This is a genomic window from Achromobacter sp. (assembly GCF_049647645.1).
GTDB lineage: Bacteria > Pseudomonadota > Gammaproteobacteria > Burkholderiales > Burkholderiaceae_B > Achromobacter.
Map to the genome: position 1 here is coordinate 1 of NZ_JBARYB010000302.1, position 7663 is coordinate 7663.

General features: G+C 65.8%; 7 protein-coding genes. All 7 read right to left on the reverse strand.

Features of this window, described 5'->3' with window-relative positions:
- On the reverse strand, window positions 1–1358 hold a 1358-nt coding region (locus tag WBB14_RS33910; protein WP_424243633.1), incomplete at its 3' end, for an AAA family ATPase.
- A gap of 18 nt (window positions 1359–1376) precedes the next feature.
- Window positions 1377–2468: a type VI secretion system baseplate subunit TssG gene (tssG, locus tag WBB14_RS33915; RefSeq protein ID WP_424243634.1), complete on the reverse strand. Its 1092-nt coding sequence runs from the start codon at window positions 2466–2468 to the stop codon at window positions 1377–1379.
- A complete protein-coding gene (tssF, locus tag WBB14_RS33920) occupies window positions 2432–4270 on the reverse strand; it encodes a type VI secretion system baseplate subunit TssF (RefSeq protein ID WP_424243636.1) in 1839 nt (612 codons plus the stop codon). Before tssF ends, tssG begins: the two co-directional genes overlap by 37 nt.
- Window positions 4271–4324: 54 nt before the next feature.
- Entirely contained in the window at window positions 4325–4810 is a 486-nt protein-coding gene (gene tssE, locus WBB14_RS33925; RefSeq protein WP_173145517.1) for a type VI secretion system baseplate subunit TssE, read from the reverse strand.
- A 62-nt stretch (window positions 4811–4872) separates the two neighbouring features.
- Window positions 4873–5376, reverse strand: coding sequence for an Hcp family type VI secretion system effector (locus WBB14_RS33930; protein ID WP_006395404.1), 504 nt, complete (start codon window positions 5374–5376; stop codon window positions 4873–4875).
- A gap of 40 nt (window positions 5377–5416) precedes the next feature.
- Window positions 5417–6910, reverse strand: a complete 1494-nt coding sequence (gene tssC, locus WBB14_RS33935) for a type VI secretion system contractile sheath large subunit (protein ID WP_059371264.1) — start codon at window positions 6908–6910, stop codon at window positions 5417–5419.
- On the reverse strand, window positions 6903–7427 hold the full coding sequence (gene tssB, locus WBB14_RS33940; protein WP_424243635.1) for a type VI secretion system contractile sheath small subunit: 525 nt from the start codon (window positions 7425–7427) through the stop codon (window positions 6903–6905). The genes tssC and tssB overlap by 8 nt, the downstream gene beginning before the upstream one ends.
- Between the last annotated feature and the right edge of the window lie 236 nt (window positions 7428–7663).

Genomic DNA, 7663 nt, shown 5'->3' on the forward strand with positions numbered 1-7663 from the left:
GTCTCCAGGCGCGCCAGGCGGTGGCGCGCGTCGTCGATCAGCGCCGGCGTGGCGCTGCGGCCCAGGGCCACGCGCGCGCAGGCCGTGTCCAGCACGCTGACAGCCTTGTCCGGCAGTTGGCGGCCGCTGATGTAGCGGTGTGACAGGCGCGCCGCAGCGACGATGGCCTCGTCCAGCACGCGCACGCCGAAATGGCGCTCCATCAGCGGCGCCATGCCGCGCAGCATGCTGGCGGCCAGTTCCTCGCTGGGCTCTTCCACCTTGACGACCTGGAAGCGGCGCGCCAGCGCCGCGTCCTTCTCGAAGTACTTCTTGTATTCGCTCCAGGTGGTGGCGGCGATGGTGCGCAGCTCGCCGCGCGCCAGCGCCGGCTTGAGCAGGTTGGCCGCATCGTTCTGTCCTGCCTGCCCGCCCGCGCCTATCATGGTGTGGGCTTCGTCGATGAACAGGATGATGGGCGTCGGACTTTGCTTGACCTCGTCTATCAAGTTCTTCAGGCGGTTCTCGAATTCGCCCTTGACGCTGGCGCCGGCCTGCAGCAAGCCCATGTCCAGGGTGCGCAGCGCCACGCCGGCCAGCGCCGGCGGCACGTCGCCCGCCACGATGCGCAGCGCCAGCCCTTCCACCACCGCGGTCTTGCCCACGCCGGCTTCGCCGGTCAGGATGGGATTGTTCTGGCGGCGGCGTGTCAGGATGTCGATCATCTGGCGGATCTCGGCATCGCGGCCGATCACCGGATCGATCTTGCCTTCCCGCGCCCGCTCGGTCAGGTTGGCCGTGTACTGGTCCAGCGCCGGCGTCTTGGACAGGCCGGCGGCGGCGGCCACGCCGTCCTGCGCGGCGTCGCCCGCCGGACTGTCGCCCAGCGCCACCGACTGGCCCGCCTCTTCGGAACCCGCTGTCAGCGCGGCGTAGTCATGCTTCAGCTCGTCCAGCCGGAACGATTCGAACAGGCGCGAACCGCGCCGCGCCAACTGCGCCAGGTCAGGCTCGGTCAACAACGCCAGCAGCAGATGGCCGGAACGGATGCGGGTGGTCTGTGTGTCCAGCGAGGCGATCAGCCAGGCATGCTCGAACAGTCGCGGCAGATGCGGCGAGAACACCGGCGTGCGCGTGTTGCCATTCTTGAAACCGCGGATCTCGGCGTTCAGGTCGGCTTCGAGCACCGACGACTCGATGCCGCTGCGCCGCGCCACGATGCTGAAATCGCTGGCCGGCTTTTCCAGCAGCGCCAGGAACAGGTGCTCCAGGTCCACCTCGTAGTGCCCCTGGGCCATGCACAGGCTGGCGGCGCGCTCGGCCGCCTGGCGGCAGGTCTGGTTGAGCTTTCCAATCAGGGTCTTCAAGGGTGTGGCCATGTTCTAGGTCGTCTAGTCTCAATGAATGGTGTGCAATTCGTAGCTGGCGTCGTCGCGGTCGGACGCCACTGCCTCGGTGCAAAGAAAGGAATTCCAGCCCAGGCGCGCGCCGCCGCCTTCGCCCAGCACGCTGCCGCCCACGTCGTCCTTGGCCATCACCAGCCGCACCTCGTACTCGAAGCTCATGCCGCCGAACATGGTCAGGAGCTTCTCCAGGGCCTGGGCGCGCGCGCCGCCGGGCAGGAAGTCGGTGAACGCCTCTTTGGACAAGGGGCCGATCCACAGCCGGATGCGCATGTCGCGCTGCCAGATGCGTTCGCCGGCCATGGCGGAGACGCCCAACACCGCGCCGGGCATGCCCAGCTGCGTACGATTCTGCGGCGGCACGTGATACCAGCGCCCGACGAACTGCTCCACCCGCAGCGCCACCTGGAAATAGTCCGCCAGCACGCGTTGCAGATAGGCCGCTGATACCGGCCGCTGGCGCGCAGCCGCGGCGTAGTGCGCCAGCGATTCGTCGAACACCCGGCCCTGCCCCGATTGCAGGCGGTCGCGCAGCGCCGGATGGCCGATGCCGCCCAGCGCCAGCAACAGCGGCAGGTAGTGATGGTCCTGCTCGGTCTCGTGCCGCACGGGCATGCGGTATTTCTTCCACGCCGCATAGAACAGCGCCGCCGCCCGGTTCGAGAAAATGTCGAAGAACGCGCGCGCGCCGCGGTCGCGCCGCGAATTTTCCCGGGTGCTCAGTATCTCGGTGTAATGCAGCGGCATCGCGCCCTGCGCGCCCAACAGACCGAAGAACGCCGGTTCGATTTCCACCCGGCCCAGGTTGCCCGCTGCCAGCGCCGCCAATCTTGACTCGGTGTCCTCCAGCGCCTGGCCCTGCTTGTCATAGGCCGTCAACGACGCGATCTCGCTGGCCGGAAAGCCCAGCGATGAGGAATTCAGGAAGCGCAGGTGCGTGGGCACGGCGTTGCGCGCGCGGCTGCCTTCCTGCCGCGCGTACCACGACTCCAGCACCCGTACGGCCTGGAAAAACTTGAAGCGCTGCGGCTCGGCCAGCAGCGATTCGATTACGCTAGGATCGCGTCGCCGTTGCATGGAGCACACCGCAGGATTTCTTCCGCGCCGCGGCGCGACAGCACGACCAGCTGCACGAAGCTGTTGGCGTGCACGTATAGGCCGAAGAAGCGGTTGATCACCGCCACGAAGGCATGCAGGCTGGTGCCGACGAAGTTGTCTTCGTTGATCGTCAGCCGGATCTCGATGCCGCGCACGAAAGTCGCGAACGGCTCGCCGGGCATCCAGTGCGTGGCGGGTTTGTAGTCCAGTCCGACCAGCCCTTCGATCTGGCGCGCCGCCACCGCGGAATGCGACAGGTCATACAGCCGCAGCGTTTCTTTCAGCGCGGGCAGGCCGCTGTGCACCAGCGACAGATGGTTCAACGCCAGGTGGGAAATAAGCCGCCAGTGCGCCGCCCGCCCCTGCTGGAAGCGGTGCGTGTGCGTGGGCCGGCGCAGCATGCGGATCTCGCGCGCGATCGAGCCGCCCTCCAGAAACAGATCGCCGCCCGGCTGCCCCACCGCCAGATGCGCGGGCAGGTCGCGGTTGGTGCAGGTCAGTTCCAGGCTGAGGGTCTCGGTCTGCGGCAGCGAGGGATCGAAATCGATGTCGACGATGGACAATTCCATTTCGTAGCCGGGACTGCGCTCCGCCACCATCGAATTGCGCCGCGCGGTCCAGTAATGGCCGGCGCCCTCGGGCGTCTCGCCATGATGCAGCGAATAGAACGGCCGGAACTCCACCACCGAATCGCCCTGCGCGTTCTGCCGCACCTGGCGCACGCGATCTATCGAGTAGATCTCGTAGCCATAGGCGCGGCGCGCGTCGGCCACTACCGGGTAAGACGCCTGCGCATGCGTGACGCGGATGGGGTCGGCGCGCTGCGCGAACAGGTTGACGACAGGCGTGCAGCCCAGCCGGAAGTTGTCGGCGGAGGCCGATTCCAGCAGACGTGCCGTGTTCGAGTCCGCGCGCACGCCCTTCAACGCCAGATGCAGCGTGATTTCGCGCACCGGCCCCGCCGCGCGCCGCAGCGCGGCCAGATCGATGTCGACGAAATTGAATTTCTCGGAGAAGGCGAAATACTCAGCCAGCAAGCGATAGGCGGGATGCGAGCTGGCCGGGAAGTCGATCAGGGCCTCGTCCTCGGACAGCCCCACCTCCGCCAGCGGCACATCCTGCATGCGGTTCCAGCGGCCCGGCTGCGTTTCCAGATAGGCCGCGGCGGTGCGCAGGAACAGGCAGTCCCGCAGCGCGGCCACGAACGAGGGCTCGCCATGCAGGTAGACGCGCAGGCGGTCCACCGCCAGGGTGGAAAAATTCTGCGTCTCGGCCAGGCAGGCCAGCGTCAGCGACAACCGGCCCGTCACCCCTGCCGGCAGGCTGGCCGCCGATGGCGCGTTGGCCGTGGCGGCAAACACCGCCTGGCGGATGCTCACCGGCGCCAGGGTCACGTCATATGCCGTGCGGAAGCGGCACGCCACGCCGCGCACGGGATGCGATTTCAGTTCCGTGCCGCGCGCCATGCGCACGGGCGCGGTCAGCTGCGAGGCCATGCCGGCCATGTCGAACTGCGCCACCGAGCACGACGGGAACGGGCGCAGGTAGTGCGGATACATCACCTCGAACAGCGCTTCCGTGAACTCTGGATAGTCGTCGTCCAGCTTCTTGTTGATGCGCGCGCCCAGCAGGGCGAACGATTCGATCATCCGCTCGACGTGCGGATCCTCGCAGGTTTCGCCGGACAGCCCGAGCCGCGCGGCGATCTTGGGATAGCGCTGCGCAAAATCGCGCGACGAACCGCGCAGAAAACCCAGTTCGCGTTCGTAGTAAGGCAGCAGTTCTTCCATCTTTCCCTTCTTCGCCGGCGGCGTGCCGCCGGTGCCCGCGTGCATGGTTTGTTATCAGGCGGCCGCCGCGGCCTTGGCGCGGCCCTTGCTCACCGAGTACTGCAAGGTCGATGGCTGCAGCGTCGCGTCGAACGTGACTGGCTCATGCGCCGGGCCCACGTCCAGCATCGCCGTAATCGCGAAATACAGCACCGAGGTCGCGCGGCTGTCCACCTGCAGCAACACCCGCACATGCGTCAGGCGCGGCTCATGGCGGGCAATCGCCTGCTCCAACGACCGGCAGATGAATTCGCGGTCGTAATGGCTGGCCAGGCTCAGGCCGGAAAAATCCGACAGGCCATAGGTCAGGATGGACCGCTGGCAGTTCGGATAGCGCTTGAGCGAGTCTTCGGTGAAGACCATGCGCGTATTGAGCAGGGCCTCGATGTCGCGCGCGACCGTTTCCTTGATTTCTTCCACCGACAGGCGTCGCAACGCATGCGGTGTCTGCCCGTCGCCGTCGAACAACTTGTCGAACAGGCTGGGTTCGAATCCCTTCATCGCGGCCTCATTGAGCAAAGGCGCCGGACCGGCCGGTGCCTTTGCCGTTCATGCGGTCAGGTTCAGACCGAGTACGTCTTGTCGTTCTTGGTGAGGCTCCACGCGCCCTGGGCGTTGCCGCCCTGGTTACCGCCCACCTTCTGCTGCGTGTACTTCCACTGCACGGCGGCGTACTTCAGCGAGAACGATTCGTGCGGCAGGCCTTCGCTGACGACTTCCGGCGCCACGCGCGAGATGATCACGTACTTGAGCTTGATTTCCAGGTACTTGACGCGGTTGCCTTCGCCGTCGGCGCGCAGGAAATCGATGGTCACCTCATCGAAGGTGGTGCCGCCGGAAGCGTGCTGATACAGCAGCGGGCTGACCACGTCCAGGTCCTTGGTGAAGACCATCTCGCCATGCTCGGTGCGCTCGGCGGTGTGGCCGCCGGAGGTGGAGGCGGTAGCCGAACGCGGCTGGATGATCTCATGGCGCCACGATCCGACTTCGATCCAGTCCGGATGGTCCTTGTCCTGCGACTCGCCCTTGAGCGCGGGGTTGCCGAATTTGACGTAGATGTCCTTCATTAATAGCCTCTCCAGTTAAAAACGTCGAATCTGACGGTCATCACGATTTCTGGGCCTGGGCGGGAAGTTCCGCAACCAGGCGCAGCGAAATCGAAAGCTCGTCGAGCTGAAAGTGAGGCCGCAAAAACGCCACGGCCCGGAACACGCCGGGACGCCCCGGCACTTCGGCAACCTGCACCGATGCCTCCCGCAAGGGGAACTGCGCCTTCTGCTCCTGGCTCGCGTTGTCGTCCAGCAGCACGTACTGCGAGACCCAGCGGTTCAGGAAGCTCTCGACAGATTGCGCGGAGGCAAAGCTGCCGATCTTGTCTCGCATCATCGCTTTCAGGTAGTGCGCCACGCGCGACACCGAAAAGATGTATTGCAGCTGCGCCGACAGCACCGCGTTGGCGTTGGCGCTGTCGGTGTTGTACTTCTTGGCCTTCTGCACGGACTGCGCGCCGAAAAATGCGGCGTAATCCGAGTTCTTGCAATGCACCAGCGGGATCAGGCCCAGGTCGCTCAGTTCCTTTTCGCGCCGGTCGGTAATGGCGATTTCCGTCGGGCACTTCAGGGCGATCTCGCCGTCGTCCGTCTTGAAGGTGTGGGTCGGCAGATTCTCGACCAGGCCGCCGCCTTCCACGCCGCGGATCGCCGCGCACCAGCCGAAGTCGGCGAAAGCGGCGGTCAGGCGCGCGCCGAACGCCCACGCGGCGTTGCACCACAAGTACTTGGCGTGATCGGTGCCATCCACTTCCTCGACGAAGTTGAAGCCTTCGACCGAGGTGCCTTCCTTCGGGTCATACGGCAGGCGGCCCAGGAAGCGCGGCATGGTCAAGCCCACGTAGCGCGAGTCTTCCGAATCGCGGAAGCTGCGCCACTTGGTGTATTCCACGGTATCGAACACCTTGGCCAGGTCACGCGGGCGGCCCAGGTCGGCAAAGCTGTCCAGGCCCAGCAACTCCGGCGAGGCCGAGGCGATGAAGGGCGCATGCGACGCGGCCGCCACATGCGACATCTGCTCGATGAAGTACATGTCCTCGGGCTGGCGCGTGATCTCGAAGTTGCCCAGCAATGCGCCGAACGGCGAGCCGCCGAAGGTGCCGAACTCTTCTTCGTAGACCTTCTTAAACATCAGGCTCTGATCGAAGTCGATGGCGGTCTGGAAATCGCGCACCAGATCGCGCTTGGTGACGTTGAGCACCTTGATCTTCAACATCGGCCCGGTGTTGCTCTCCTGGCACAGGTAGTGCAGGCCGCGCCAGGTGCTTTCCAGCTTCTGGAACTCGGCGCCATGCATGACTTCGCTCAGTTGCGCCGAGATCAGGCGGTCCAGTTCGGCCACGCGAGCGTCCAGCATCGCGGACAGGTTGTCCGAGACGACCACGGTGCCCTTCATGACTTCGCGGGCGAGTTCGCCGATCAGGTCCTTGGCGCGGTCGTGTTCGGCCGTGGACTTGGCCACGCGGCTCTGTTCGACGATCTGGTCCAGCAGGCCCGAATCGGCCTCGGCGGCGGGCGCGGATACGTTCTGCGCGGCGGCGGAATTACTCATTGCTGCCTCCCTTGCCGTTCTTGCCGGCTTCGCTGGTCAGTTGCTGCAGTTTTTCCGTGCTGCTGAGCACTTCGCCCAACAGGTCTTCCAGCCTGTCGTTGCCCGCCAGCTTGTTGCGCAGGTCGGCCAGCTTGGTGCGGATGTCCAGCAGCTCCTTGAGCGGTTCGATCTGCTGCACCACGGCCTCGGGACGGAAGTCCTCGACCGAGCGGAACTTGAGGTCCACGCCGAAGGTGCCGCCCTCGTCGGTCAGGCGGTTCTTCACGCGGTAGGCGGCGCGCGGCTCCAAGCCGCGCATCACATCGTCGAAATTGTCGACGTCGATGTTGACGAACTTGCGGTCCTTCAAGCGCGGCAGCTCGGCTTCCGATTGCGCGCTGAAGTCGCCGACCACACCCACGACAAAGGGCAGCTCCTTCTGCTCGATCGCGTCGCCCTTCTCGACGTCATAGGTCAGCTGCACGCGCGGCGGACGTACTTTCTGGAGTCTTTTCTGAACGCTTTCTTTTTTAGCCATGGGGGCTCCAAGCGAAGTGCATAGTGAAGAGGCCGTGGGCCCGATCAGGGTTTGAGGAGATTGCCGAAAGGATCCGGCGCGCGGCCGGCCGGGGCCGCGCCGTTAGCCGCTGGAGCCGTGGACGGCGTTGCGGCGGTGTTCGCCGCGGGCTTCGCGACGGGGTTTGCGGCAGATGTTGCGGGCGTTGCGGCCGGCGTCGCCGCCGCATTGGCGGCGGGCTTGGCCTGCTGCCCGGC

Coding starts and splice junctions, on each gene's coding strand:
- tssF (WP_424243636.1), bottom strand. CDS start 4,270: ATGGAAGAACTGCTGCCTTACTACGAACGCGAACTGGGTTTTCTGCGC.
- tssE (WP_173145517.1), bottom strand. CDS start 4,810: ATGAAGGGATTCGAACCCAGCCTGTTCGACAAGTTGTTCGACGGCGAC.
- WBB14_RS33930 (WP_006395404.1), bottom strand. CDS start 5,376: ATGAAGGACATCTACGTCAAATTCGGCAACCCCGCGCTCAAGGGCGAG.
- tssC (WP_059371264.1), bottom strand. CDS start 6,910: ATGAGTAATTCCGCCGCCGCGCAGAACGTATCCGCGCCCGCCGCCGAG.
- tssB (WP_424243635.1), bottom strand. CDS start 7,427: ATGGCTAAAAAAGAAAGCGTTCAGAAAAGACTCCAGAAAGTACGTCCG.